General features: G+C 71.9%; 21 protein-coding genes. 7 read left to right on the top strand and 14 right to left on the bottom strand.

Annotated elements, in window-relative coordinates; genetic code table 11:
- Positions 1-13 precede the first annotated feature (13 nt).
- The 3 genes from ACLQ14_RS09920 (at position 14) to ACLQ14_RS09910 (ending at position 3,331) form a co-directional block, all read left to right on the top strand.
- Positions 14-1,135 carry a substrate-binding domain-containing protein gene (locus tag ACLQ14_RS09920; protein ID WP_425812437.1) on the top strand — a complete coding sequence of 374 codons (1,122 nt, stop codon included), beginning with the start codon at positions 14-16 and terminating at the stop codon, positions 1,133-1,135.
- A 148-nt stretch (positions 1,136-1,283) separates the two neighbouring features.
- A complete protein-coding gene (locus ACLQ14_RS09915) occupies positions 1,284-2,054 on the top strand; it encodes an ATP-binding cassette domain-containing protein (RefSeq protein ID WP_425812878.1) in 771 nt (256 codons plus the stop codon).
- Positions 2,051-3,331: a sugar ABC transporter permease gene (locus tag ACLQ14_RS09910; protein WP_425812435.1), complete on the top strand. Its 1,281-nt coding sequence runs from the start codon at positions 2,051-2,053 to the stop codon at positions 3,329-3,331. The genes ACLQ14_RS09915 and ACLQ14_RS09910 overlap by 4 nt, the downstream gene beginning before the upstream one ends.
- Before the next feature lie 781 nt (positions 3,332-4,112).
- Here ACLQ14_RS09910 and ACLQ14_RS09905 read toward each other — a convergent pair.
- From ACLQ14_RS09905 to mmsA, 3 genes are all read right to left on the bottom strand, one after another.
- On the bottom strand, positions 4,113-5,201 hold the full coding sequence (locus tag ACLQ14_RS09905) for a substrate-binding domain-containing protein (RefSeq protein ID WP_425812876.1): 1,089 nt from the start codon (positions 5,199-5,201) through the stop codon (positions 4,113-4,115).
- 97 nt (positions 5,202-5,298) lie between these two features.
- On the bottom strand, positions 5,299-6,567 hold the full coding sequence (gene mmsB / locus ACLQ14_RS09900) for a multiple monosaccharide ABC transporter permease (RefSeq protein WP_425812433.1): 1,269 nt from the start codon (positions 6,565-6,567) through the stop codon (positions 5,299-5,301).
- 81 nt (positions 6,568-6,648) lie between these two features.
- Positions 6,649-8,199: a multiple monosaccharide ABC transporter ATP-binding protein gene (gene mmsA, locus ACLQ14_RS09895; RefSeq protein ID WP_425812431.1), complete on the bottom strand. Its 1,551-nt coding sequence runs from the start codon at positions 8,197-8,199 to the stop codon at positions 6,649-6,651.
- Between the two features lie 581 nt (positions 8,200-8,780).
- On the opposite strand from mmsA, the gene ACLQ14_RS09890 reads away from it, so the two are divergent.
- Positions 8,781-12,215, top strand: a complete 3,435-nt coding sequence (locus tag ACLQ14_RS09890; RefSeq protein ID WP_425812429.1) for a GH92 family glycosyl hydrolase — start codon at positions 8,781-8,783, stop codon at positions 12,213-12,215.
- Positions 12,216-12,340: 125 nt separating this feature from the next.
- On the opposite strand, the gene ACLQ14_RS09885 is transcribed toward ACLQ14_RS09890, so the two are convergent.
- Positions 12,341-12,841 carry a GNAT family N-acetyltransferase gene (locus tag ACLQ14_RS09885; protein ID WP_425812427.1) on the bottom strand — a complete coding sequence of 167 codons (501 nt, stop codon included), beginning with the start codon at positions 12,839-12,841 and terminating at the stop codon, positions 12,341-12,343.
- Between the two features lie 47 nt (positions 12,842-12,888).
- On the opposite strand from ACLQ14_RS09885, the gene purU reads away from it, so the two are divergent.
- Positions 12,889-13,770: a formyltetrahydrofolate deformylase gene (gene purU, locus ACLQ14_RS09880; RefSeq protein ID WP_425812425.1), complete on the top strand. Its 882-nt coding sequence runs from the start codon at positions 12,889-12,891 to the stop codon at positions 13,768-13,770.
- 112 nt (positions 13,771-13,882) lie between these two features.
- Complete coding sequence (locus ACLQ14_RS09875; RefSeq protein WP_425812423.1) at positions 13,883-14,272, top strand: hypothetical protein; 390 nt, start codon at positions 13,883-13,885, stop codon at positions 14,270-14,272.
- A gap of 74 nt (positions 14,273-14,346) precedes the next feature.
- On the opposite strand, the gene ACLQ14_RS09870 is transcribed toward ACLQ14_RS09875, so the two are convergent.
- The 4 genes from ACLQ14_RS09870 to ACLQ14_RS09855 form a co-directional block, all read right to left on the bottom strand.
- The gene (locus tag ACLQ14_RS09870; protein WP_425812874.1) at positions 14,347-14,634 is read right to left on the bottom strand and encodes a DUF167 domain-containing protein; all 288 of its coding nucleotides are present in this window, start codon (positions 14,632-14,634) and stop codon (positions 14,347-14,349) included.
- A 13-nt stretch (positions 14,635-14,647) separates the two neighbouring features.
- Positions 14,648-15,043 (bottom strand): VOC family protein, encoded by a 396-nt coding sequence (locus ACLQ14_RS09865; protein WP_425812421.1) that lies wholly within the window; start codon positions 15,041-15,043, stop codon positions 14,648-14,650.
- 110 nt (positions 15,044-15,153) lie between these two features.
- The gene (locus ACLQ14_RS09860) at positions 15,154-15,684 is read right to left on the bottom strand and encodes a methylated-DNA--[protein]-cysteine S-methyltransferase (protein ID WP_425812419.1); all 531 of its coding nucleotides are present in this window, start codon (positions 15,682-15,684) and stop codon (positions 15,154-15,156) included.
- A complete protein-coding gene (locus ACLQ14_RS09855; RefSeq protein ID WP_425812417.1) occupies positions 15,681-17,339 on the bottom strand; it encodes an AlkA N-terminal domain-containing protein in 1,659 nt (552 codons plus the stop codon). The genes ACLQ14_RS09860 and ACLQ14_RS09855 overlap by 4 nt, the downstream gene beginning before the upstream one ends.
- 106 nt (positions 17,340-17,445) lie before the next feature.
- Here ACLQ14_RS09855 and uppS point away from each other — a divergent pair, with 106 nt between their 5' ends.
- The gene (gene uppS, locus ACLQ14_RS09850; RefSeq protein ID WP_425812415.1) at positions 17,446-18,237 is read left to right on the top strand and encodes a polyprenyl diphosphate synthase; all 792 of its coding nucleotides are present in this window, start codon (positions 17,446-17,448) and stop codon (positions 18,235-18,237) included.
- A 139-nt stretch (positions 18,238-18,376) separates the two neighbouring features.
- On the opposite strand, the gene ACLQ14_RS09845 is transcribed toward uppS, so the two are convergent.
- From ACLQ14_RS09845 to ACLQ14_RS09820, 6 genes are all read right to left on the bottom strand, one after another.
- A complete protein-coding gene (locus ACLQ14_RS09845) occupies positions 18,377-19,435 on the bottom strand; it encodes a malate dehydrogenase (protein ID WP_425812413.1) in 1,059 nt (352 codons plus the stop codon).
- Positions 19,436-19,488: 53 nt separating this feature from the next.
- Positions 19,489-20,046 carry a DUF1097 domain-containing protein gene (locus ACLQ14_RS09840; protein WP_425812411.1) on the bottom strand — a complete coding sequence of 186 codons (558 nt, stop codon included), beginning with the start codon at positions 20,044-20,046 and terminating at the stop codon, positions 19,489-19,491.
- Positions 20,047-20,122: 76 nt separating this feature from the next.
- Complete coding sequence (locus ACLQ14_RS09835) at positions 20,123-21,412, bottom strand: amidohydrolase family protein (protein ID WP_425812409.1); 1,290 nt, start codon at positions 21,410-21,412, stop codon at positions 20,123-20,125.
- Positions 21,413-21,509: 97 nt separating this feature from the next.
- A complete protein-coding gene (locus ACLQ14_RS09830; RefSeq protein ID WP_425812407.1) occupies positions 21,510-22,187 on the bottom strand; it encodes a GntR family transcriptional regulator in 678 nt (225 codons plus the stop codon).
- Positions 22,184-22,957 carry a Type 1 glutamine amidotransferase-like domain-containing protein gene (locus ACLQ14_RS09825; RefSeq protein WP_425812405.1) on the bottom strand — a complete coding sequence of 258 codons (774 nt, stop codon included), beginning with the start codon at positions 22,955-22,957 and terminating at the stop codon, positions 22,184-22,186. Before ACLQ14_RS09825 ends, ACLQ14_RS09830 begins: the two co-directional genes overlap by 4 nt.
- Before the next feature lie 172 nt (positions 22,958-23,129).
- Positions 23,130-26,222, bottom strand: a complete 3,093-nt coding sequence (locus ACLQ14_RS09820) for a glycoside hydrolase family 3 C-terminal domain-containing protein (RefSeq protein ID WP_425812403.1) — start codon at positions 26,220-26,222, stop codon at positions 23,130-23,132.
- Positions 26,223-26,570 lie beyond the last annotated feature (348 nt).

The raw sequence follows: 26,570 nt of genomic DNA, 5'->3' as shown, positions 1-26,570 counted from the left end.
GGGAGGACTCTCAATGAGGACAGTCACGAAGCGGGCCGCCGTCTCGGCCGCGGCGCTGCTGCTGTCAGCCGGGATGCTGGCCGCGTGCTCCAACGGGTCGTCAGGCGACAAGACCAGCGACACCGGAGGCACCAGCGGCGCGAACAGCTCCGCCAAGATCGGGCTCCTGCTGCCCGACACCGTCACGCCGCGGTACGCCACGGCCGACTACCCGTACTTCAAGGACGAGGTCGCCGTGAAGTGCCCCAAGTGCGAGGTCCTCTACCAGAACGCCGCGGGTAGCGCCGCGACCCAGCAGCAGCAGGCGCAGGCCATGATCACGCAGGGCGTCAAGGTCCTCGTGCTCGACCCGTTCGACGGCGAGGCCGCCGCCGCGATCGTGACGCAGGCCAAGGCCAAGAACATCCCGGTCGTCTCCTACGACCGCCTGATCGACTCCGGCGACCTGGCCGCCTACATCTCCTTCGACAACGAGAAGGTCGGCCAGCTGCAGGCCCAGGCCCTCGTCGACCGGATGAAGGAGCTCGGGCTCCCGAGCACCGCCGGGATCCTGGAGATCAACGGCTCGCCCACCGACAACAACGCGACCCAGTTCAAGAAGGGCGCGCAGTCGGTCCTCACCGGCACGAGCTACAAGGTCCTCGGCGAGTACGACACCCCCGGATGGGACCCCGCCAAGGCGCAGCAGTGGGCGTCGGGCCAGATCTCCAAGGTCGGCGCGAAGAACGTCCAGGGCGTCTACGCCGCCAACGACGACACCGGCGGCGCGGCCATCGCGGCGCTCAAGGCAGCCGGCATCAGCACGCTCCCGCCCGTCACCGGGCAGGACGCCTCGCTCGCCGGCATCCAGCGCATCCTCGCGGGCGAGCAGTACATGACGGTCTACAAGGCCTTCAAGCCCGAGGCGTCGAAGGCTGCCGACATGGCGGTCGACCTCGCGAACGGCACCAAGCCGGACCTGCCCGCCACGGCGACCACCGCCAAGGGCGCGACCGTCCCCGCCGAGCTCCTGGACCCCGTGGCCGTCACCACGAAGAACATCCAGGACACCGTCGTCAAGGACGGCCTCTACAAGGTCTCGGACATCTGCACGGCCGCGTACAAGGACGCGTGCACGAAGGCCGGGATCAAGTAGCAGCAGCCCGACGCGCGGCGCGCCCGGCACGGAGCTCCCTCCGCCGGGCGCGCCACCGCGTGCCCCGCATCCCACGCCCACGAAGGAGAACCGGGTGACGATCACCGAACCCGACCAGAAGCCCCGGACCCCGGCGACCGAGCCGGTGATGTCCCTGCGGGGGATCACCAAGAGATTCGGCGCCGTCCAGGCGCTCGCCGGGGTCGATCTCGACGTCTATCCCGGTGAGGTCGTCGCCATCGTGGGCGACAACGGCGCCGGCAAGTCGACGCTCGTCAAGGTCCTGTCGGGCGTCCACAACCAGGACGAGGGCACCATCACGTTCGAGGACGAGCAGGTGACGATCCCCGACCCCGCCGCCGCGCGCGAGATGGGCATCTCCTCCGTGTTCCAGGACCTTGCGCTGTGCGACAACCTGGACGTCGTGGCGAACCTCTTCCTCGGTCGTGAGGTCACCGCCGTCCGCGTCATGAACGAGGAGGAGATGGAGCGACGCTCGTGGGAGCTGCTCCGTCAGCTCTCGGCGCGGATCCCGTCGGTCCGCATCCCCATCGCGTCCCTGTCCGGCGGCCAGCGCCAGACCGTCGCGATCGCCCGCTCGCTCATCGGCGACCCCAAGGTCGTGATCCTCGACGAGCCGACCGCCGCGCTCGGCGTCGCACAGACCGCCGAGGTCCTCAACCTCATCGAGCGTCTGCGGGAGCGCGGCCACGGCGTCATCCTCATCAGCCACAACCTCGCGGACGTCCAGGCCGTCGCGGACCGCGTCGTCGTCCTGCGGCTCGGACGCAACAACGGCACCTTCAACATCCGTGACGTCAGCTACGAGGAGATCATCGCCGCGATCACCGGTGCCTCGGACAACGCCGTCACCCGCCGCGCCGCCGCGGTCCGCCCCAGCGAGGAGAACCCCGCATGACCGGCCCCTCCACCCAGAGCCCCGAGACCGCTCCCCCCGCGGCGCGCGCCGCCGCGGACCTCGAGGACGAACGACTCCTGCGCGGCCACGGGCTCGCTGGCGCGGCCAGCGCGTTCGGGCATCGCATCCGCAGCGGCGACCTCGGGTCGCTGCCCGTCGTCGTCGGCCTGATCATCATCTGGGCCGCGTTCGGCGTCACGACGCACGGCGACTTCTTCGACGCCCAGAACCTCGTCAACCTCGCCGTCCAGTGCGCGGGACCGGGGCTCATCGCCGTCGGCATCGTCCTCGTGCTGCTCCTCGGCGAGATCGACCTGTCCATCGGGTCCGTCAGCGGCCTCGCGGCAGCGATCCTCGGGGTCGGCATGGTCAACCACGGCTGGCCGTTCCTGCCCGTGCTCGTGCTGTCGCTCGCCGTCGGCGCCGCGATCGGCCTGCTCTACGGCTTCCTCTTCACCCGCTTCGGCGTCCCCAGCTTCGTCATCACGCTGGCAGGGCTCCTCACGTTCCTGGGCGTGCAGCTCGCCCTGCTGAACACCAGCGGCTCGATCAACCTGCCCTCCGACTCGTTCATCGTGAAGTTCTCGCTGTTCGACTACCTGCTGCCCTGGCAGGCCTACGGGCTCTCCGTCGTCGGCGCCGGCGGGCTGTTCCTGTCGGACTTCCTCACCAACCGGCGTCGGCTGCGAGCCGGGCTCTCCGGACGCTCGCTGACCGCGGCCGCGATCAAGTGCGTCGCCCTGCTGGTCGTGCTGCTCGCCGTCGCGTACTACCTCTCGACGGACCGCGGGACCGGCGTCTCGTTCGTGTTCCTCGTCTTCGTCGTCATCGTCGTGAACTTCTTCATCACGCGGACCCGCTGGGGCCGCTCCATCTACGCCGTCGGCGGCAACGTCGAGGCCGCCCGGCGCGCCGGGCTCCCCGTGCGCGTCGTGTACCTCACGGTGTTCATGCTCTGCTCGATGTTCGCCGTGCTCGGAGGCCTCGTCTCGGCCGGCAACCTCACCGCCGTCACGCTGTCCGCCGGCACCGGCGACGTCAACCTCAACGCGATCGCCGCCGCCGTCATCGGCGGCACCAGCCTCTTCGGCGGACGCGGCAGCGCCTGGTCCGCGCTCCTCGGCGTCGTCGTGGTCCAGTCGATCGCCAACGGGCTCAACCTGATGAACTTCGCCGGCGACGCCCCGCGGTTCATCGTGACCGGCATCGTCCTCCTGCTCGCGGTCATCGTCGACTCGCTCTCGCGCCGCAGCCGCCAGAGTCACGGCGCCGCCTAGCTCGAGAACCGACCCGAAGGGGCCCTGCGGCAGCTGCCGCCGGGCCCCTTTCGTCGTGGTTAGGGCGGTCGGGCCGGGAGGGGTGCGCGCGGTCTTCCATCCGCCTGCGCTCGTTCCTCGCTCCGGCTCCCGCCAGACCCTCCACGACCGCGCGCACCCCTCCCGCCCCGCCCTCTGCCGTCAGGTCACCCCCGCAGACGGTTGCCCGCCCCGAACGCCCCTGTTCGCCGACGGTGACGCCCCGTTCGCCGACGGTGACGCCGCGTTCGCCCACGGTGCAGCGCGACCCGTTGTGCTGAGCTTCAGCAAGTGACCGATCTGGAGCCCCGAGGGATTGCACTCGACGCTCGAGCCCGGCACGGGCAGGTGGTGAAGGACGGCAAAGAGCCGGAGCTCAAGGCCGGCGGTCGGTGCTGCGCCGAGCAAGCGGATCCGGCGTCGAGCAAGCGGGTGGTCGCTGCTTGGACGGCGGCGGAAGCTCTTGCTCGACGACGATGGCGCACGGCCGGCCGCGCGAGGTAGGGCGAGGGCGTGAGCGGGTGGGTGCGGGCAGGTGGTGAAGGACGGTCAAGGACCCCGGATGCTCCCAGGGCCGGAGGGCGACGCAGTCCGAACCGCCTGTCCGCGCCCACCCGCGGCCCCGACCACGGCGCACAACGTCACCGCCGGCGCACAACGTCACCGTCGGCGAGCGGACGCCCCGGGCACGCGGAAGGGCCGCGGTCCGAAGACCGCGGCCCTTCGTGGTGCGCCGTGCGCCGGGCTCCTCAGAGCCCTGGGCTCACTTGGTGAGCGGCGACAGCGTGGGGTCGTTCGCGTAGACCTCGGCCGCGTTGTCCTTGGTCACGATGATCGGGGTGAGCAGGTTGGCCGGGACGACCTTGACGCCGTTGTTGTACGACTTGGTGTCGTTGACCTTGGGGTCCTCGCCCTTCTGGTACGAGTTCACGGCGTCGATGGTCGACTTCACCAGCTCACGCGTGTCCTTGTAGATGGTCGAGTACTGCTGACCGGCCATGATCGACTTGACCGACTCGACCTCCGAGTCCTGCCCCGTGATGACCGGGGTGGGCTTGCCGGCCTGCTTCACCGACGTGAGGGCGGCGCGTGCGAGCGTGTCGTTCGGCGACAGGATGCCCTGCAGCTCCTTGCTCTTGTAGTTCGCCGACAGGATCGTGTCCATCCGGTTCTGCGCGTTCTCGGCCTTCCAGCCCTGCGTCGACGCCTGCTGCTGCGTCTTCTGACCGGACGGGATGCTCAGGGTGCCGTCGTCGATCTTCGGCTGGAGGACGTTCATCGCACCGTCGAAGAACGGCTTCGAGTTGGCGTCGTCGGGCGAGCCGGCGATGAGCTCGATGTTGTACGGGCCCTTCCCCTTGCGCGCGGCGAGGCCCTTGAGGAGCGACTGGCCCTGCAGCTGGCCCACCTTGTAGTTGTCGAACGCCGAGTAGAGGTCGACAGCGTCGGTGTTGAGCAGCAGGCGGTCGTAGGCGATGACCTTGACGCCCTGGTCGTGCGCCGCCTTGAGCTGGGTGCCGAGCTGCGAGCCGTCGATGGCGCCGACGACGATGACCTTGGCGCCCTTCTCGATCATGGCCTGGATCTGGTTCTGCTGCTCCGAGACACCGCCGTTGGCGAACTGCACGATCGGCTTGTAGCCGGCGCTCGTGAGGCCGTCCTGGAAGAGGTTCTGGGCGAGCACCCAGTTCTCCGACGTCTTCTGCGGGAGGGCGACGCCGATCACGGAGTCCTGGGCGAAACCGGCGGCCGTCGACGTGTTGTCGGAGCTTCCGCGGTCGGAGCTGGAGCAGCCCGAGAGCACGAGCGCTCCCGCGGCGCCGAGGGCGAGGACGGTTGAAGCGAGCTTCATCTTCATGGTGTCAGCTTTCTGTGATGAGGGCCCCTCGTTGGGCGCCCATGATGGCCTTGCTGCTGAGGGGGACGTGCTGTGGCGCGGGGGGCGAACGTCAGCCCTTGGCTGCGGTCGCGCCGTCCGCGACGGGGACCTCGGCCTGCTCCGTGTTCGCGCCTTCGATGGCGGCTCCCGGCCCGTTGTCCCGGCGGGACGGGAATATCAGCCCGATGATCGACGGCCGGCCCTGGACCTTGCTGAGCACGTCGAACGCGACAGCGACCAGCAGGACGAGGCCCTTGATGACCTGCGTCTTGTCGGAGCCGACGCCGCTGAGCTGGAGGCCGTTGTTGAGCACGGCCATCACGAGACCACCGATGACCGACCCGATGACGGTGCCGACGCCGCCCGACACCGCGGCGCCGCCGATGAAGACCGCCGCGATCGCGTCGAGCTCCCAGCCGGTTCCGTCCGACGGACCGGACGCGGTGGCGCGGCCGACGAAGATCATGCCCGCGAGTGCCGCGAGGACCGACATGTTCATCATCACGAGGAAGTTCGTGCGACGGATGTTCACGCCCGACAGTGCGGCCGCAGCCCGGTTGCCACCCACGGCGTAGACATGGCGGCCCGGGATGGTCCGCGACGCGATGAAGTGGTAGATGATCACGAGCGCGAGCAGGACCACGCCGGGGATGGGGTACGACGTGCCGTAGCGGCCGCTGCCGAACAGGTACGTGGCGTAGCCGATCAGGACGACGAACACGACGACGCGGATCAGCGACGACCGCACCGAGGGGGGCTCGATGCCGAGCCGGACCGCGCCGCGGCGGCGGCGGAGCTCGGAGTAGACGACCCACACCGCGGCGAGGATGCCGAGCAGCAGCGTCGAGTTGTTGAGGCCGGTGTTCGGGCCCCACTCGGGCAGGTAGCCGGCGCCCAGGTCCTGGAGACCCTGGGGAACGGGCACCGTGTTGGACTGGCCGATCCACTGGTTCGCGCCGCGGAAGAGCATCATGCCCGCGAGGGTCGTGATGAAGCCCGGGATACCCACGAAGGCCACCCAGAAGCCCTGCCAGGCTCCGATCACGGCGCCCACGCCGAGCCCGAGGAGCACGCCGAGCCACCACGGGATGCCCCAGTCGCGGATCGCGAGCGCGACGATGATGCCCGTGACGGCGGCGACGGAGCCGACCGAGAGGTCGATGTGCCCCGCGATGATGACGAGCACCATGCCGATCGCGAGGATCAGGATGTACGAGTTACCGATGATGAGGTTCTGGACGTTCGTGGAGGTCAGAACGTCCCCGCCTGTGCTGAACTCGAAGAAGATGATCAGCGCGAGCAGGGCAAACCCCATGCCGAACTGGCGGATGGAGGACATCGTCGTTATTCCTTCGCTTCTGCCGGGCGCCGGTCTGCGACGGGCACCCGGCGGGATGGTCGATGTGGGAGCAGCGGCTCGTCAGCCGACCGCGGCTGCCGCGGTCGTGCCGGTCATGAGCCGCATGAGCTCCTCCTGCGTGGCGTCGGGCCCCCGGACCTCACCGGTGACGCGCCCTTCGAACACCGTGTAGATCCGGTCGCACAGGCCCATGAGCTCGGGGAGCTCGGAGGAGATTACGACGACACCCTTCCCGCTGTTCGCGAGTCGCTGGATGAGTCCGTAGATCTCGTACTTGGCGCCGACGTCGATACCGCGGGTCGGCTCGTCCAGGATGAGGAGCTCGGGATCGGTGAACATCCACTTGGCCAGCAGCACCTTCTGCTGGTTGCCGCCCGAGAGCTTGGCGACGCCCGCCTTGACGCTCGGCGTCTTGATCGAGAGCGACTTGCGGTACTCCTCCGCGGCGAGGAAAGCCTCGTCGTCGTCGATCACCGAGCGCTTGGAGACTCGCGGGAGGTTCGCCGCGATCACGGTGTCCTGAATCGTGTCGAGCAGGTTCAGGCCCAGGGCCTTGCGGTCCTCGGACACGTAGGCCACGCGGTGCTCGATGGCGGCCAGGACGTTCGGCATCGAGATCTCACGGCCGTCCATGGTGATGGTGCCGGAGAGATAGCGGCCGTAGCTGTGGCCGAAGATCGAGCGGGCCAGCTCCGTGCGGCCGGCACCCATGATGCCGGCGAAGCCGACGATCTCGCCGCGCCGGACGTGGAACGTCGAGTCCTTGCAGACGAGCCGGCCCGGAACCTCAGGGTGCTCGACGTTCCAGTCCTTGACCTCGAAGAACGTCTCGCCGATCTTCGGCGTGTGGTCGGGGAAGCGGGAGCTGAGGGCGCGCCCGACCATGCCGCGGATGATCCGGTCCTCGTTGATCTCCCCCTTGCGGACGTCCAGGGTCTCGACCGCGTGGCCGTCGCGGATGATCGTGATGGAGTCGGCGATCTCCTCGATCTCGTTGAGCTTGTGGGAGATCATGATGCTCGTCAGGCCCTTGGCCTTGAGGCCGCGCAGCAGGTCGAGCAGGTGCTCCGAGTCGTCCTCGTTCAGTGCCGCCGTCGGCTCGTCGAGGATGAGGAGGCGCACGTCCTTCGCCAGGGCTCGCGCGATCTCCACGAGCTGCTGCTGGCCGACGCCGATGCTCTTCACGAGGGTGTCGGGCGAGGCGCGCAACCCGACCCGGGCCATCAGCTCGACCGCCTGGCGGCGTGCGTCGTCCCAGCTGATCCCGAGCTTCCCGCGGACCTCGTTGCCGAGGAAGATGTTCTCGGTGATCGAGAGCTCCGGGATGAGCGCGAGCTCCTGGTGGATGATGACGATGCCGACCTGCTCGCTCGCGCGGATGTCCTTGAACTCCATCACGTCGCCCTGATAGACGATCTCGCCCTCGTAGGAGCCGTGCGGGTAGACACCGGACAGCACCTTCATCAGGGTGGACTTGCCGGCCCCGTTCTCGCCACAGATCGCGTGGATCTCGCCCGCCTTGACGGTCAGCGAGACGTCGTCGAGCGCCCGGACTCCCGGGAACACCTTGGTGATGGACCGCATCTCGAGAACAGCGGGGACCTCAGCCATCGCTCCTCCTTCTCCACTCTGAACAGGACGTCGACGTCGACGACGGGCTGGGCCGACGCTAGGCGGTGCTGGAACTTGTCGTCAACTTCCGAACTCAAGCCCGAAGGTCCGCCCTCGGGCCCTGCTGCGGCTCTGCGTCGAGCGCCGCCTCTTTTGTTCAAGCAGCGAACTTGGCGCCCTCTGGAGGGCGTCGCCTCATTCTGCGTTGACACCGTTGTCAGACCCTAGCATCCGCGTCATTCCGAGCCAAGCAGCTCGTTCGCCCGCTCCGGCAGCAACGCCCTTCTCGAGCTCGAAGCGTCCGCAGTCGACGTTCCACCAGATGCTCCGCCCGCTCTCCTGCGTCCAGATCGTCCTGGAATCGCCATCGTGTCGCGGCATCGAGCGGGCGGCACGCCGAGAACATCACGGAATCACAACGATTGCTCCGCGCCGCCGGAGCGCAGACCGTGTTGTCGCCTTCGCCCGTTGCGCTTGACCGCCGCCGGCAGGTGTGATCGACTCGATTCCGACCAATGACAACGCTGTCACCGAACGGCGCTGTCTCGTCTATCCGCAATGAAGCCGACGACAGGACGACCATGCATCTGAGAGATCGCACGCCAGACCCACGACGAGGCGGCCCCGCCAGGCCGCTCCTCGCGGCGCTCGCCGCCGCGGCGCTCGTCACCCTCGCGGTACCAGCGACGGGCGGCTCGGCCGCAGTCGCAGCGGGAACCTCCGACCGGAGCGCTCCGTCGGCAACCACGCCCGCCGACCTCACCACCCTGGTGAACCCCTTCATCGGCACCAAGAACGAGGGCTTCGACTTCCCCGCCGTGGGCGAGCCCTTCGGGATGGCGCAGGAGGTCCCCCAGGTGACCAACCGTCCCGGCGCGGGCGGCAACCAGTGCGACTCCGACTCGGCCGAGAAGATCTCAGGCTTCAGCCAGACGGCGGTGAACGCCTGCCGGTACAACTACGTGCCGATCATGCCGACGACGGGCGAGATCACCTCGACGAACCCGAACGACTACGCGTCGCCGTTCAACCGTGCCGAGGAGGAGGTCCACCCCGACGCCTACCGGGTGCACCTCGACTCCTACGACACGGACGCCGAGCTCGCCGCCACCACGCGCACGGGCTGGCAGCGCTACACCTTCCCGAGCACGAAGCAGGCGAACGTCCTGTTCAACGTCGGCAAGAACGTCTCCCAGTCCCAGATCGAGATCGTCGGCAACCGGACGATCGAAGGCTGGGTGAAGGGCGAGCAGAAGGCGTACTTCGTGGCGCAGGTCAGCCGGCCGTTCACGACGTACGGCACGTGGAAGGACGGAAAGACCGCAGCCGGCTCGCGCACGTCGTCCAACTCGGGGGACAACGGCGGCTGGATCAGCTTCGACACCACCAAGAACGACGACCCCGTCGTCGTGAAGGTCGGGCTGTCCTACACGAGCGTCGCGGGCGCCAAGAAGAACCTCGACGTCGAGACCAGCAGCGTCGGGTTCGACTTCGACGCCGTCCAGGGCGCGCTGCACCAGAAGTGGAACACGACGCTGCACAAGGCCGCGGTCGCCGGCGGCACCCACGACCAGCAGGTCGAGTACTACACGGCGCTGTACCACTCGGTGCTGTCGCCCAACGTCGTCGGTGACGTCGACGGGCGCTACATGGGCACCGACGACGCCGTCCACAAGGCCCGGGGCTACACGCAGTACGGCGTGTTCTCGCTGTGGGACACGTACCGCACGCAGAACCAGCTCGTCGAGCTTCTCGACCCGAAGGTCGCGCACGACGTCGACATGTCGCTGGTCGGGATCGCCCGCGACGGCGGCGCGCTCCCCCGCTGGTTCCTGGGCAACAAGGACGGCAACATCATGACCGGCGACCCGGTCACGCCGTTCCTCGTCGAGGGCTGGTCGAAGGGCCTGTTCACGGACGCCGAGGCCAAGGAGGTCTACAAGTACGTCCGGAAGAACGCCACCGAGGTTCCCGGCGACGGCGTGCACAACGGCCGCGCCGCGGTCGACCAGTACACGAGCCTCGGCTACATCCCCTACGGCCTGCACGTGAGCAAGAGCTGCCCGACCGACGGCTCGGACGCGTCCTGCTGCCCGACCGCGGGGAACGACAACGACTGCTACTACCCCGCCTCGGCCCAGCTCGAGTACGCGGCCGCGGACGCCTCGCTGGCGCTCATGGCCAAGGGCCTGGGACACACGGCGGACGCGAAGATGTTCGCCGCGCGCGGCCAGTCGTACCGCAACATCTTCGACAAGAGCGTCGGCACGTTCCGCCCGCGCACCGCGGACGGCACCTGGGTGGCCCCGTTCGACACCAAGGACGGTGACCACGCGTTCCACGAGAGTGGCCCGTACCAGTACCAGTGGCTCGTGCCCCAGGACCCGGCGGGCCTCGTCTCGATGCTGGGCGGCCGCAAGGCAGCCACCAGCCGCCTGGACGAGTTCTTCGCCTACCCCGACCTGCTGACCGACCCCGTCGGGACGGCCAAGGACACCTGGGTGGGCGACCCGTACGGCTACTACGGCTTCACCCACTACCAGCCCGACAACGAGCCGAACCTGCTCGCGCCGTACCTGTACGCGTGGACCGGCCGGCCCGACAAGACCGCGACCGTGGTGCGCGCGCAGCAGACGCTCTTCACCAACAGCCCGACCGGCATGACCGGCAACGACGACATGGGCGAGATGTCGGCCTGGTACGTGATGTCGGCGCTGGGGCTCTACCCCACGATGAGCGGCTCGAACACCTACGTCGTCACGACTCCCCTGTTCCCGAAGGCCACGCTGCAGATCGGCTCGTACGGGAAGTCGCAGGGCGGCACGCTGAAGATCGCGGCGCCCGGCGCGAGCATGAGCAAGCGCTACATCGCCACCGCGTCCGTCAACGGCAAGGACTGGGACAAGTCCTGGGTGAGCCAGGCCGACATCGCCCACGGCGGCACCATCGACTACGCCCTGAGCACGTCGCCCACGAGCTGGGCAACGTCCGCCAAGGCTGCGCCGCCGTCGGTCAGCAAGGCCACCGCGGTCGTCCCGCAGCTCAGCGCGAGCGTGGCCGCGGACACCGCCGTGGTGACGCCGACGGCCAAGCGCGCGTCGACGCAGGACGTCGACCTGACGGTGCTGGCGACGGCCGCGGGTGACGCGAAGGTCAAGGTGAGCGCCGCCGGGCCGAAGGGCTGGCAGATCTCCCCGAAGACGAAGTCCGTGAAGGTGTCCTCCGACGGGCTCCCCGCCCAGGCGAAGGTCACGGTCGCGGTCACGGCGCCGGCGGGCACGGAGGCCGGGACGTACGACGTCACCGTCACCGCCCGGACGGCGGGGGCTCCGGCCGTCGATCGGGTCGTCCACGTCACCGTCCAGCCGGGCGGCGCGTGCGCGACGACGACGGACACGTCGTGCGCCGTCGACCTCTCCGCGGCCTACGACCGCGACGGTGTCGCGTCCGCGGACGCCCCGACGCAGGGCAACATCGACGGCCTGGGCTACAGCTACGCCGCCGACCTCCTGCCCGCCGCCGGCCCGACCACGATCGGCGGCGTGACCTACCAGGCGCCGTCCACGGCCGGGACCGACAAGAACCTCGTCGAGGCGGACGGCCAGACCGTCGCGCTCCCGACGGGCAGCTACAGCGCGCTCCAGGTGCTCGGCGCGGCCGTCAACGGCGGCACCGGGATCCTCGGCGGCACCGCCGTGGTGACGTACACCGACGGCACGACGGCGTCGGTCCCGCTCCAGTTCACGGACTGGGGAAAGCGTGACCTCGAGTTCGGGAACACCGCGGCGATCACGATGCCGTACCGGATGTCGACGGGCGGGAAGAACACCACCCAGGTGTCGATCTACCGGGCCACCGTGGCGCTCGACGCGAGCAGGACCGTCCGGTCGCTCACGCTCCCGCGGGCGTCGGTGCCCGAGTGGACCGCGCCCGGCCTCGTCGGAACGGCCTGGGACCACGACAGCGGCATGGAGATCTACGCCATGACGCTCCAGGGAACCCCGAGCACGCACTGACGCGGACGGGGTCCGCGCACCGAGCGAGGGCCCTCGACGCGACGGCGCCCCCCGCCCCACCCTCACGGGTCGGGGCGGGGGGGCGTCGTCGTCCGCGGCTCGTCCGCGCGTCGTCGGGACCTGCCTCAGCCGGCGGACCGGGCCTCCGCCTCGGCCAGGATCCGGCGCAGGTACGTGAAGGTCAGGTCGCCGGCCGAACGGTCGTACTGCTCCTCGTAGCCCTGGCGCTGGTACATCGCGAGGTTCTGCAGCGAGTCCTTGCCGGTGAAGACCCAGATCTCCTTGGTCTCGTCCGGCAGGTACGGCAGCACCGCCCACATCAGCTGCGTGCCGACGCCGTGGCCCTGCTGGTCGGGCGCGACCGCGAGCCGGCCCAGCGTCGCCTTCTGGCCGTCGATCTCGACGCGCACCGACCCGACGAGCCGGTGCCCGTCCCACGCGCCGATCGTCGTGACGTCGTCACGCGCCAGGTCCTCGCGGAGCTCGTGGAGGGTCTGCGTCAGGGGCGGGATGTTCGGGTCGCCGTACACCTGCGCCTCCGTCACGAACGCCGCGCGCCGCAACGTGAGCAGCTCGCCGGCGCTCGCGTCGTCGACGAGGTCGATCCGGATCTGCGTCTCGCTCATGGCACCATCGTCGCAGAGACCGGGCACCCCGCGCGTACCCTGGGCGGGTGCATCTGCCGCCCGATCCCGCAGCCCCGGCGCCCGAGTGGGTGCTGACGCTCTCGTGCCCCGACCGCCCCGGCATCGTGCACGCCGTGTCCGGCGTCCTGGCCCGGCTCGGGGGGAACATCACGGAGTCCCAGCAGTTCGGCTCCCCCGTGACGGGGCGGTTCTACATGCGCGTCCAGGTCGCCCTCCCCACCGCCGACGACGCCGCCGGCGGCCTCGAGGCGGCGCTCGCCCCCGTCGCGGACGAGTTCGGCATGGCGTGGGAGCTCGACCGCGTCGGGCGCGCCGTGCCGACCGTCATCATGGTCAGCAAGGAGGCGCACTGCCTCAACGACCTGCTGTTCCGGCAGCGGGCCGGGGGCTTGCCGGTCGACGTCGTCGCCGTCGTCGGGAACCACCCCGACCTCGCCGAGCTCGCCACCTTCTACGGCGTCCCCTTCCACCACGTGCCCGTCACCCGGGACACGAAGCCCGAGGCCGAGGCGGAGCTCCTGCGCATCGTCGAGAGCACCGGCGCGGAGCTCGTCGTCCTCGCGCGGTACATGCAGATCCTGTCGGACGAGCTGTGCACCCGGCTGGCGGGGCACGTCATCAACATCCACCACTCGTTCCTGCCCAGCTTCAAGGGCGCCCGCCCCTACCACCAGGCGTTCGAGCGCGGCGTGAAGCTCATCGGTGCGACGTCGCACTACGTGACCGGCGACCTCGACGAGGGCCCGATCATCGAGCAGGAGGTCGAGCGCGTCGACCACACGCGCACGCCCGCCGAGCTGGTCGCGCTCGGGCAGGACGTCGAGCGGCGGACGCTCGCGCGTGCCGTCCGCTGGCACGCCGAGCACCGGGTGCTGCTCGACGGGCTGCGGACCGTCGTCTTCCGCTGACGCGCATTCACCCGTCCGGAACCTCCTCCGACGGGCGATCCTCCCGGTTGGGGCCTCGGAGCGCGGGACTATTCTCGGCTGGTCGTCCCGTCGTCCCGTCCTGGAGCTCGCCGTGCGTTCTCGCCGCCTCACTGCCCTGGCCCTCGCCGCCGCGCTCCTCGGACCGGCCGCCGCCGTCGGGGCCGCCGCGGCTCCCGCGACCGCCGCCACCACCGTGCGCTCGCACTGCACGGTCACGATGTCGACCACGAGGCCGAAGCAGTACTCGTCGACGACCGCGCGAATCTCCCACGTCGGATCGCGGGCCAAGGTCGTCGTGAAGGCGAAGTACAAGACGACGACGAACACCAAGAGCACCACAGCCACGACGGCGGGCAAGGCGTCCGTCACCTATCGGATCTCGCGCGCGACCGTCGGCCGTCGTGTCCCCGTAACGGTGACCGCGAAGAAGGGTTCGCACGTCTGGACCTGCTCGACGTCGTTCGTCCCGCGCCACCGCTGACGCACCACCGGCCCATGAGGTAGCGCTTCTCGCTCGAGGTTGCGCGGATTCCGCGCTACCTCGGGCGAGAAGCGCTACCTCGCGACGGTGCCGTCGAGCAGGGACGTCAGGCGCGCCGCAACCTCCTTCTCGTCGACGCCGGCGGCGACCGGGTCGATCTCGAGCAGCTTGTCGCGCGACGTCGCGCCCGAGACGAGGGTGACCGCCCGGGGGCGGATCCCGAGGGCGTCGGCGACCGCGTCGAGCGTCGCCCGCGTCGCCTTCCCGTCGACGGCGCGGGCGCTCACCGCGACCACGAGCCGCGCGTCGTCCCCGTACCTCCCACCGACGCGCGTGCGGGAGGCGCCAGGCCGCACCCGCACGGCCACGCGCACGTCAGGACGCCGCCCGCTCCGCCTCGCTGCGCAGCACGCAGAACTCGTTGCCCTCGGGGTCGGCGAGCACGACCCAGCCGATGCCAGGACCGTGGATGTCCCGGCGGTCCGCGACGACCGTCGCGCCGATCCCGACGAGCCGGTCGACCTCCTCGTCGCGCGTCCCCTCCCGCGGGCGCAGGTCGAGGTGCAGGCGGTTCTTGATCGTCTTGGGCTCCGGGACCTCGATGAAGAGCAGCCGGTGCCCCGTGGCGGGGTCCAGGATCAGGCACTCCTCGTGGCCCGGCAGGTTCGGGTCGCCGTCGAGGTCGACGTACCCGAGCATCTGCTTCCACCACTCGGACTGCGCGTACGCGTCGCGGGCGTCGATGGACGTGTGCGAGACGAAGGAGGTCATCACGCAACCCTAGGGCCGAGCACGGGATGTCAGCCCGGCCAGAACGGGCTGCCCGACCGTCCGCGCTGCAAGACGGACCGAGACCCCGTGTTCGGCGGGAGGGGGGTGGCTCAGACGAGGACGCCCTCGTGCTCCAGCAGCCACACCTTGCGGTCCAGGCCGCCCGCGTAGCCGGTCAGGGCGCCGCTCGCGCCGACGACGCGGTGGCACGGCACGACGACGCCGAGCGGGTTGCGCCCCACGGCAGCCCCGACGGCGCGCGAGGCGCCGGGCGGCAGGCCGAGGTCGGCCGCGATCGTGCCGTACGTCGTCGTGACGCCGAACGGGATCTCGCGCAGCCGCAGCCAGACGGCGCGCTGGAAGTCGGAGCCGCGGGGAGACAGGTCGAGGTCGAACGACGTGCGCTCCCCCGCGAAGTACTCGCGCAGCTCCCGGACGGCGTCCGCGAAGACCGGGTCGTCGGCGGGCACCTCCTCGCCGAGTCGGGCGTCGGGCGGCAGGTGGCGCTGCGCCGTCATGTACAGGGCGGCGAGCCTCCCGTCGTCCGCGACGAGCGTCAGCGGGCCGAGCGGGCTGTCGACGACGGCGTGAACGGTCGAGGCGGTGCGGACCGTCGTGGTGGTGGTGCCGTGGGCGCTCATGCTGCGTCCCCTTCCTCGTGGGCCAGTGGTGCGTGATCGGTGCCGGGCATCCGGTTGACCTCGTGGTCACCGGTCGCCCACAGGTGCTGGACGGCGTACGCGCGCCAGGGTCGCCAGGCCTCGCCGCGCGCGGTCAGCGCGGCGGGCGACGTCGGGAGGCCGAGCGCGCCGGCCGCGCCGCGCACCCCCAGGTCGCCGGGGACGAACGCGTCCGGGTCGCCGAGGGCGCGCATCGCGACGGTCTCGACGGTCCAGGGGCCGACCCCCCGGACGGCGGCGAGCTGCGCACGGGCCCGGTCCCAGTCGGCGCCTGCGCCCAGGTCCAGGTCGCCGGACGCGACGAGCCGCGCCACGGCGAGCAGGGTCTCGCGCCTGGAGGCGGGCATCGCCAGCGCCGCCGCGAGCGCGAGCGACACCGTCTCCGACGGGTCCTCGGCGGCGGCGACCAGTCGCTCGGCCGGTGGGAAGACGTGGGTCAGGCCACCCTCCGGGTCGGTGATCGGGTCACCCAGCGCGCGGACGAGGCGTGCGGCGTGCGTCCGGGCGGCGGCCGTCGAGACCTGCTGCCCGAGCACGGCGCGCAGCGCGAACGCCTCCGGGTCCAGCGTGCGCGGGACGCGCCGCCCCGGAGCCGCCGCGACGAGCGGGGCGAGCGCGGGGTCGGTCGCGAGCGCCGCGTCGACGGCCTCGGGGTCGGCGTCCAGGTCGAGGGCGCGGCGGCAGCGGCCGATCGCGGCCGCGAGGTCCCGTAGGTCGGCCAGCCGGAGACGCGCCTCGACGTGCCCGTCGCGCGGCGCGAGCGCCACGATCCCGGGCCCGTGCGGCAGCGCGACCGTCGACCGGTACGCGCCGTCCCGCCATTCCTCCACCCCCGGGACGGCCGTCGCGACCAGATGCCCGAACAGGTTGTCCGGCGTGAGCGGCCGCCGGTACGGCAGGCGGACGGTCAGCGTGGTCCACACGGTGTCGCCCTCTGACGGGCCGACCACCTGCTCCCCCGGCGACCCTGCGCCCGGGTGGGCCGGGTGCGGGGGGCGAGGGACGTCGTCGGGCACGACGCTCTGCCGACCGTGGCCGCGCCGGACGCTCGCCTCTCTCGCCCGACGGCGCAGCTCGCCCGGGGTGAGCGCGTAGACCTCCTGCACGGTCTCGTTGAAGGTGCGGAGGCTGGCGAACCCGGCGGCGAACGCGACGTCGGCGAGCGGGAGCCCCGTGCCCTCGGCGAGCAGCCGGGCGGTCTGGGCGCGCTGGGCGCGGGCGAGCTGGAGCGGGCCGGCGCCGAGCTCGGCGGCGAGGTGCCGCTGGACCTGGCGCTCGGAGTAGCCGAGGCGCTGCGCGAGCCCGGGCACGCCCTCGCGGTCCACGACGCCGTCGCCGATGAGGCGCATCGCGCGGCCGACGACGTCGGCGCGGACGTCCCACTCGGGTGAGCCGGGGGTGGTGTCGGGGCGGCAGCGCTTGCACGCGCGGTAGCCGGCGCGCTGCGCGGCCGCCGCGGTCGGGTAGAACGTCATGTTCTGGGCGCGGGGCGTGGGCGCCGGGCAGCTCGGGCGGCAGTAGATGCGCGTGGTGCGCACGGCCGTGAAGAACTGGCCGTCGAAGCGGGCGTCGCGGCTCGAGACCGCTCGGACGCAGCTCTCGGTGTCGGGGACCATGCCTCCATCATGCAGGCTCCCGCCGACAGGTACTGGCGAGTTTCCGACACGACTGTGGACGCCCCGGGCCGGGCCTCGCGCCCAGCCGCGCGCCGTACCCTGAGGCGTGCCCTCCCTGCCCTCCCCCGCCGTGCTGCGCGCGCCCGTCCGCGCCCTGGCCGAGCGGATGCTGGTCGGCCGGCTCCGCCGGGAGGTGGCCCGCGGGCCCGTCCCCCGGCACGTCGGCATCATCATGGACGGCAACCGCCGGTGGGCCCGGAGCGTCGGCGTGACGGACGCCCGGTTCGGGCACCGCGCCGGCGCCGACCACCTGGACGACGTCCTCGGCTGGTGCGCCGACGCCGGGGTGCGCGCCGCGAGCGTGTACGTCCTGTCGGCCGACAACCTCGCCAAGCGGTCGGGCGACGAGGTCACGTTCCTCCTCGAGCTCCTGCGCACCACGATCCCCGAGCGGGTCTCGCAGCCCGGCGGCCTGTGGGCGCTCGAGGTCTCGGGCGCACCCGACCTCCTGCCCGACGACGTCATCCGCGCCCTCAAGGACGCCGCCGACGCCACCCGCGGCCGCCCGCTGCGGCTGACGCTCGCGGTCGGCTACGACCCGTACCGGGAGATCGTCGAGGCCGTCCGCTGCGTGCTCGACGACGCGGCCGGCCACGGGCTCGGGGCCCTCGGGGCCGCCGACGTCGTGAGCGCGGACGCGATCGACCAGCACATCGCGTCGCCGCGGGACGACATCGACCTGGTCATCCGCACCAGCGGCGAGCAGCGGCTCTCGGGCTTCTTCCCGTGGCGCAGCGCCAACGCCGACCTCGAGTTCTGCGACGTCTACTGGCCCGCGTTCCGCGAGCTGGACCTGCTGCGCGCCCTGCGGACGTGGGGACGCCGGCACGGGGCGTGAGCGCCACACCGCGGTAGCGGCACCAGCCACCACGACGGCCAGCACAGCACCCGAAGCCGAGGCTCTTTGCCCGATATGCCGAGGGCGTGGGGGTCTTGCGGCGACCGACGTGGTGGCTGGTGCCGCTACGCGACGGCGACTACACGAGGCCGAGGGCCCGCACCGCCTCGCGCTCCGCCTCGAGCTCCGCGACGGAGGCGTCGATCCGCGCCCGCGACAGCTCGTTCAGCTCGAGACCCTCGACGACGCTCCACCGGGCCGCCTCGGGACCGAGTGCCGGGCCGCCGTCGGAGATGACGGGGAACGAGCAGACCAGCCCCTCGGGGACGCCGTACTCGCCCTGGGAGACGAGGCCGGCGCTCGTCCAGTCGCCCACCGGGGTGCCGAGCACCCAGTCGCGCGTGTGCCCGAGCGCGGCGTTGGCGGCCGACGCGACCGACGAGCCACCGCGGACCTCGATGACGGCCGCCCCGCGCTGGGCGACGGTCGGCACGAACGTCTCGGTGAGCCAGCCGGCGCCGTCCTCAGGGATGTCGAGGACCTCGGGCCCGGGCCTCTCGCCGACGGTCGCGTGGAACACGTCGGGGTACTGGGTGGCGGAGTGGTTGCCCCAGATCGTGACCCGCCGGACCTGCGAGACGGGCGCCTCGGCGCGCTTGGCGACCTGGGTGAGGGCGCGGTTGTGGTCGAGGCGGGTCATCGCGGTGAAGCGGTCGGCGGGGACGTCGGGGGCCGCGGCGCGGGTGATGAGCGCGTTGGTGTTCGCGGGGTTCCCGACGACCAGGACCCGGACGTCGTCGGCCGCGCCCGCGTTGATCGCGGCGCCCTGCGGGCCGAAGATCGCGCCGTTCGCCGCCAGCAGGTCGCTGCGCTCCATGCCCGGGCCGCGCGGGCGGGCCCCCACGAGGAGGGCGAGGTTGGCGCCGTCGAACGCGATGCGCGCATCCGTCGTCACGTCGACGCCGGCGAGGAGCGGGAAGGCTCCGTCGTCGAGCTCCATGGCCACGCCCTCGGCCGAGCGGACGGCCTGCGGGATCTCGAGGAGCTTGAGCCGGACGGGGACGTCCGGGCCGAGCATGTCCCCGGCGGCGATCCGGAACACGAGCGCGTACCCGATCTGGCCGGCGGCCCCCGTGACGGTGACCGTCACAGGGGCCGCCGGCGAGGCGGGCCGGTCGGGGCGTGCGACGTCGGGCATGAGCCCACTGTGCCAAGGCACGGCCGCCGCGGCACCCCGAGCACGCCCGGGGATCAGGCGACCTGGACCGGAGCCGGGACCGTCCTCTCCGCGGGGACCTCGGCGGCGACCGGGCGGGCGAACGTGAGGCGGTGGGCGAGGTACGCGTAGACCGGCCCGAGCGCGTTCATCACGACGACCGAGAGCCAGGCGGCCCACACGTTCCCGGCGGAGAACCCGAAGCCTCCGAAGTACGTCGCGAAGTACGACGCGAACCCGAGGAACATGCCGGGGACCAGGGACGTGAGCCGCAGACGCCCGGTGAACATGAGGGCCGTGTTGAGGACCAGGATGATCGCCGCGAGGAGCGCGTCCTGGGCCCAGCGGCTCGAGCCGACGTGGGGCGCGAGCTGCTGGTCGACGAGGACGATCGCCAACGCGAACGCCGACCCGACCGGCATCGCGGCCCAGAGCCTCTTCGCGTTGGCGAGGCTCAGGTTGCCCATGAGGTGCAGCCCCGCCCAGGAGACGAAGATCGCCCAGGGCGGGAGGTCGAGCGCGGTGCCGCCGACGAACGCGGTGGTGGCGGCGAGGATGGACGAGGCGATCTCGTGGGGGATGCGTTCACGCATGTCAGTGCTCCATCGTCGTTGCGGGTGGTGCCGGGACGGGGGTGCAGCGGGGTGCGGCGCGGTCGGCCGCACGGGCTCACACGCGCTCGAGCTCGAGCGCGGGCGCGGGAGAGAGGACGGGGTCGAGCTCGACCGTGCGGGTGGTGCGGGCGACGACGCGTCCCCGCTTCACGACGAGCCGCCGGTCCGGGCGGTCGACCAGGACGTCGGCGCGCCTTCTGGTCCCGAGGACGACCAGGTCTGCCCTCGCGCCCTCCCGGAGCCCGTAGTCGGCGTCGGTGCCGGTGATCCGGGCCCCGACGGTCGTGGCCATCTCGAGGATCCGCTCGGCGTCGGACGGGCTGCCGAGGTGGCACGTCTGCGCGAGGAGCAGGCCGATGTCGAGCATGTCGGCGTTCCCGAACGGCGTGAACGCGTTCCGGACGTTGTTCGAGGAGTACCCGGTGACGACGCCGCCCGCGACGAGCTCGGCGACCGGCGTCACCCCGCGGCGGACGGCGGTCGCATCGGTCCGCCCTCCCAGGTGGAGGTCGGTGGCCGGCAGTGCGACGACGGCGACCCCGGCCTCCCTGAGTCGCTCGATGACGGCCGCGCGCTCGGCGGGCGGCCGGCCGGCGAGCGAGGTGACATGGCCCAGGGTGACGCGTCCCGACAGCCCGTGCTGGTCGGTGGCGTCCGCGACGACCTCGGCCAGCCCGTACCTCGGGTCGCCCGCGTCGTCGGCGAAGTCGGCGTGCAGGTCCGCGGGAACCCCGAACTCCGTCGCCAGCTCGAAGACGGTGTCGACGTGCCGGCGGCAGGCGTCGACGTCCGCCTCGTTGTAGGTGCAGCCCCCGACGACGTCGGCGCCACGGCGCAGCCCCTCGCGCAGCAGCTCGTAGGTGCCGGGCGCCTTCTCGATGCCCTCCTGGGGGAACGCCACGACCTGGAGGTCGATGACGTCGCGGCACTCCTCGCGCAGGTCGAGCATCACGTCCAGGCCCGTGAGACCAACGATGGGATCCACGTCGGGATGCGCCCGGACGACGCTCGTCCCGTTCGCCACCGCCCAGCCGAGGACGCGAAGGGCCCGCGCGCGGACGCCGTCGTAGGTGAACTCGCGCTTCAGCGCGCCGGTGACCTCGATCGCGCCCGCGAGCGTGCCGAGAACGTTCGGCCGTTCGCGGTCGAGCAGGGCCTTGTCCAGATGCAGGTGGGGCTCGACGAACCCCGGGACGACGACGTGGCCGTCGCAGTCGACCACCTCGGCGGCGGGCGTGCCGGGCGGGACCGGGCCGATCACGGCGATGGTCCCGTCGGCCACCCCGATGTCCACGAGGTCGGTGTCGTCGGCGATTCGTGCGTGGCGCAGCAGCAGGTCGAGCACGGGCGCAACTCCCTTCGGGCCTGAACGGAATCAGGTGACAGGAGTTGTATACAAAGCCCGGGTTACGGGCGTCCGCCCCGTTTGTGACGTCTGCGTTTCAGCCGCTGCTGCGGCGGTACGCCGCCTGCGCCTCGCGCACGTGCTCGGCCAGGCGGTCCCGGGAACGCGTCGCGTCCCGGGCGCGCAACGCCGCAACGATCTGTGCGTGCTCGGCCCAGGAGCGGGCCGCGCGCTCGTGCGCCCCGTGCGAGTAGACCCAGGAGATCTTGGCCCCGAGCTGGGCGACCAACGCAGCGAGCGTCGGGCTGCCGGACGCCTCGGCGATCGTTCGGTGGAAGCGCGTGTTGAGCTGTGCCAGGCGCGCCGGGCCGCCCCCGCCCTCCAGGACCGTCCCGGCCTGGGCGATCAGGTGCTCGAGCTCGGCAAGCTGCGCCTCGGTCCGGCGGACCGCCGCACGCTCGGCCCCGAACGGCTCGATCAGGAGCCGGATGGCCAGCAGGTCCTCGGCCTCAGCATCGGTGAGCTCCTCGACGTACGTCCCGCCGTACCGGCGGGACCGCACGAAGCCCTCGGACGCGAGCGTCCGGAGCGCCTCGCGCACGGGGATCCGCGACACCCCGTACCGCAGCGCGAGCGCCTCCTCGGTGAGGCGGTCGCCGGGACGGAAGGTGCCCGCGACGACGTCGGCGCGGATGGCGTCCACCACCCGCGGCGTGCCGGCGTCGCCCCCGGGGTCGGGGCCGCCCTGCGTCGTCGGACGTCGGGCCGCGGTCACGCCTGCCCGAGGAGCGTGCTGACGAGCACGCCCGCGGCGCCGGCGTCGGCGTCGTCGCCCGTGCGGACGGCGCGCCACACGTTCCCGCGCCCGCCGACGACGAGCCCGCCCTGCCCGACGACGAGCACGGTGTCCTCGTCGACGGCCACCCCGCCGGCGAGGAGTCCCGACTCGACGGCCGCGACGAGCCGCGACAGGTTGCCCCACTGGGCGGCGTGCACGTCGACGGTGACGTCGACGAGGCCGAGGCCTGCGGCGATCGTCACGTCGTCGAGGTCCTCGGCGCTGTCCTCGGCGCAGACCTCCACGCCGCCGATGCGCCAGCCGCCGATCAGTGCCTGGTCGGGGGCGATCATGGCACCCGCGGAGAACCCCAGGTAGGGGGCGCCCGCGACGACGTGCGCGCGGATCGCGTCGGCGTGCGGCGCGACCGCGTCGAGGTAGGCGGGGGTGAGCCCTCCCCCGACGACGATCCCGTCGACCGGGTCGCCGTCCGCGGCGAGGGCCGCACCGGGCAACGGCTCCCCCTCGGCGGCGACGACGGGCACGACCGTGACGTCGACGTCGACGGCGTCCCCGGCCGTCCGCAGCACCGCGCGGAACTTCTCGGCGTGCTCGTCCTGGTCACCGTCCCGGACGGCCACGACGACGACGCGCGCCGCGCCGGCACCTCGTGCGGCCGCGCGGGCGCCCGCCTCCTCGACGAACCGCCCGAACACGTCGGCCTCGACACCGACCGACCACCCACCACCCACGAGATGCACGCTCATGCCCCGAGCCTACGGGGGCGGGGCGGGGACGCCGTCGTCGACGGTGAGACGGACACAGAGCGGCGGAGCAGGGCGGGCGCGCGGTCGCGGTGCGGGAGCGCGCGAGGGACGAGCACGCGGACGGAAGACCGCGCGCCCGCCCCTCGGAGTCCGCGTCAGCGACCCGGGACGCTCAGCGACCCAGGCTGAACGACGACACCCGCACGGGCGCGTCGAACACCAGGTACACGTCGTGCCGGCCCGAAGCGCCCTTCAGCGCGGCCCGGCCGTCGACGGACCTGTACTTGTCCCCCGTGCTCGGCACGTCGACGGTCCCGACGACCCGCCCGGTCGGCGAGCCGAGCCGGACCTGGACGTGAGCCGTCCCGGCGTCCGCGCGGGCGACGGACGTGCGGAACGTCGTCGCGCCGCGCCCGAGGTCCGCGTCCCGGTACGCAACCCACGAGCCGGCGGACTGCGCCTCGACCGAGGTGCCGGCCGCCTTGGACGTGTCGACGAGCGTGGTGCCCTGCTGGGCGTCGTAGTCCTGCGCCTGGGTGGTGCGGGACAGGTCGCGAGCGGGGATGCGCTCGCCCTGCACGTGCACGGCGCCCGTCGCCCGCACGTCCTGCGACGACGACCCCACGAGCAGGTCGTAGACGCTGGTCTCGACGACCCACCGGTCGCGGGTGACGTCCCAGTGACGCAGGTCCTGGACGGGGACCTTGAGCGTGACGTGCGCCGTCCGGCCCGCCTTGACGTGGACGCGCTGGAACGTGCGCAGCTGCCGGACGGCGGTCGTGTCGCGGGAGGTGCGCTGGTGCGTGTACAGCTGGACGACCTCGTCGCCGTCACGGCTCCCGGTGTTGGTGACGTCCACGCTCACCCGGATGGTGCCGTGCTCGGACAGGGAGCGGTCCGCGACCGTGAGGCGGGAGTACCGGAACTGCGTGTACGACAGCCCGTACCCGAACGGGTACAGCGGTGCGGACGACTTCCGGTAGAGCGCCTTGTCGTACAGGTACGTCTGGCCGGAGGTGACGATGTCGTAGTCGTTGAGGTCGGCGGGCAGGGTGCCCTGCGACGCCGGCCACGTCTGGGTGAGCCGGCCGGCGGGGTTGACGTCGCCGAACAGCACGTCGGCGACGGCGTGGCCGGTCTCCTGGCCCGCATGCGTCGTCCACAGGATGGCAGGGACGTCCTTCTGGAGCTTCCCGACGGTCTGCGGGTACGACGACTCGAGCACGACGACGGTGTTCGGGTTGGCCTTGCGGACGGCCTCTACGAGCGCGTCCTGGCCCGCGGCGAGGTTCAGGTCCGTGCGGTCGTGGGCCTCGCGCCCGTTGATGAACGGCATGGTCCCGACGACGACGACGGCGGCGTCGGCGCCCTTCGCGGCCTGCACGGCGGCGTCCGTCCCGCTGGTGACGACGTCGCGCGAGAACTCGGTCGCCTTGTCCGCGGTCGCGGCGCCGAGGACGAGCATGCCGTTGGCGTCGAGCGTGACGTAGGGGTTCGTGTGCGACGGCGCCCACGACTCGGACGACTCATAGCCCGCGTACTTCAGGACGACGTTGCCGTCGGGACGGCCCTCGAGCGTGAAGAGCTGCTGGACGTACCAGCCGTTGGGCTGGTCCTGGTCGTTCGCGAAGCCCGACCAGTTGAAGCCGACCGTCTTGCCGTTGGCCGCGCTGCGGAGCGTCACGACGTTCTCGCCCCAGTCGAACACGTCGAACTGGGCCGTCGCGCCGGCGGTGGTCGACGTGGCCGCGAGGTTCGCGCCCTTGGCGTCCGCTCCTCCGACGACGTACTTGCCCGACTTCGCGTCGCGCAGCGTGATCCGGTCGACGCCCTCGGTGCTGCGGACGTCGGCGCCCTTCCCCAGGCGCTCGGTGATGCCGTCGAGCGGCGTGACGGAGTACGGCTGCTTGCCGCCGTACCAGTCGGTGTAGAGCGTGTCGGCGAGCGGCCCGACGACGGCGACCTTCTTCGTCTTCTTCGCGTCGAGCGGCAGGGTCTGCTTCGCGTTCTTCAGCAGGACCTGCGACTCGTCGGCCGTCTTCCGGGCCAGCGCACGGTTCGCCGGGGTGTCGACCGCGTCCGAGGTGATGTCCGCGTACGGGCCGCCGTCCGGGTCGAACTCGCCGAGCCGGAACCGGATGGACAGCGCGTCGGACGCCGCCTTGTCGACGTCGGCCTGCGTGAGGAGACCCTGGGCGAGCGCCTGCTTCACGGCGGCGATCGTCGGCTGGGGGTCGTTGTCGTTGACGGTCATGGTGTCGAGGCCGGCCTTGATGAGCGCCGCGTCGGCCTCGGCCTGGGTCGCGTAGTACTGCTCGGAGCCCGTGAGGTTGGTCGGGGCGGCGGCGTCGGACACGTTGAACAGCGGCTTGTCCGTCCACGACCGCACGACGTCGTCCAGGCTCGGGTCGACCGTGGCCGGCCGCCCGTTGACGAGGTTGTACGACGCCATGACGCCCGTCGCGGCGTCGTTCTTGATGGCCGGCTCGAACGCCTGCTCGTCGTACTCGTGCAGGACGCGCGGCGGCACCACCGACGACGACGTGTCCCGGTTCGTCTCGTTGTTGTAGGCCAGGTAGTGCTTCAGGGTGGGAGCGGTCTTGAGGTAGAAGGGGTCGTCGCCCTCCATGCCCTTGCCGTACGCCGTCGAGATCGCGCCCGTGAGCGTCGGGTCCTCCGAGTAGCCCTCCTCGTTGCGTCCCCAGCGGGGGTCGCGCAGCAGGTTGACGACGGGCGCCCACAGGTTGAGGCCCCACAGCGCCGGGTCCTCGGAGTTGTAGCCGCGCGCCTCGTCGCCGACGACGCCGCCCACCTGGTGGATCAGGTCCGTGTCCCAGGTGCTCGCGAGGCCGACGGCCTGCGGGAACGTCGTCGCGGTCGCGGTGTGGACGGCCCCGTCCTCGGGCGACGTGGTCCAGGCGAGCCCGTGCACCGCCTCGGTGCCGGCGCGCCACTGCCCGATGCCGAGCCGCGGCACCGGGAGCGGGAACTGGTGGAGCAGCGAGATCTCCTCGTCCTGCGCGAGCCGGGACAGGAGGTCCTGGGTGCGCGCGTCGAGCGAGAGCTTCGGGTTGCGGAAGGGCAGGGCGTCGAGCTGCGCCTGCGACGGCGTGGCGTCGCTCTGCGCCGCACCGGCGGTCGCGGTGCGGGTGGCGGCGGTGCGGGTGGCGGCGTCCGCGACGGGCGCGAGCCCGACGAGCGCGAACGCCGTCGCGCCGACGAGCGCACGGAGCGCGACGCGATGGGTCGTGGTGCTGGTTCTCATGGTTCCCCTCGGTCCGGGTCGACCGACGATGGCCGACCGCGACGGCAGGCGCCGGGGTGGCAGGGCGTCGGCGCCGTCGTCGGCGCCTGCCGGTGCAACCTCGCACCGGTCCCCCGCCGGGCGACCCGGCGGACCTCTGAGCGAACACATCATCGAAGCGCTTCGACGCGGCGTCCGATTCGACCCTAGGAGAGCCCCTGTTTGGTGTCAATGGATGAACTATGAACGGCCTGATTCGCCGTCGGCGGACCGGGCGTCACCGCGGCGAGGTGGGACGGCCGCGCGCGGCGGAGAGGGACGGGCGCGCGGTCGTGGTGGGCCCGGCGGGAGCGCGCGAGGGACGAGTGC

It is taken from the genome of Luteimicrobium sp. DT211 (assembly GCF_049844995.1).
Classification (GTDB): domain Bacteria; phylum Actinomycetota; class Actinomycetes; order Actinomycetales; family Cellulomonadaceae; genus Luteimicrobium.
The sequence above is the reverse complement of the archived record's forward strand: the minus strand, read 5'-3'. Positions and strand labels throughout refer to the sequence as shown.